Source organism: Candidatus Thermoplasmatota archaeon (genome assembly GCA_022848865.1).
Lineage (GTDB): Archaea > Thermoplasmatota > Thermoplasmata > RBG-16-68-12 > JAGMCJ01 > JAGMCJ01.
In genome coordinates, this window is the sequence record JAJISE010000124.1 from 1 (window position 1) to 538 (window position 538).

The following is a 538-nucleotide window of genomic DNA, read 5'->3' on the forward strand; positions in this document are numbered from 1 at the left end:
ATCAATGAGACACCACCCTTCTGTAACTGTATCCCTAACTTCTGCAAGGAAGGACATCGGTTGGTGGGCAGTTCGGCTGGGGCGGCACTCCCCTGAAAAAGTATCAGGGGAGCCCTAAGGTCAGCTCAGGTGGGTCAGAAATCCACCGTAGAGTGCAAAGGCAAAAGCTGGCTTGATTGTGATCCCAACAGCACGGATCGCAAGTTCGAAAGAAGGGCTTAGCGAACACCGGTACCCCCTTGATGAGGGTCCGGTATAACAGAAAAACTACCCTGGGGATAACTGAGTTGTCGCGGGCAAGAGTCCATATCGACCCCGCGGTTTGCTACCTCGCTGTCGGTTCTTCCCATCCCGGACGTGCAGCAGCGTCCAAAGGTGGGGTTGTTCGCCCATTAAAAGGGAACGTGAGCTGGGTTTAGACCGTCGTGAGACAGGTCAGATGCTATCTTTCGGGAGTGTTGGGTGCCTGAGGGTAAGGTGACCTCAGTACGAGAGGAACAGGTTGTCGGCGCCTCTGGTGTACCGGTTGTCCGATAGG

At 55.0% G+C, this 538-nt stretch carries 1 rRNA gene; it reads left to right on the forward strand.

Annotated features, from left to right (window positions below):
* A 23S ribosomal RNA gene (locus LN415_09995) occupies positions 1-538 on the forward strand; the annotation flags it as partial.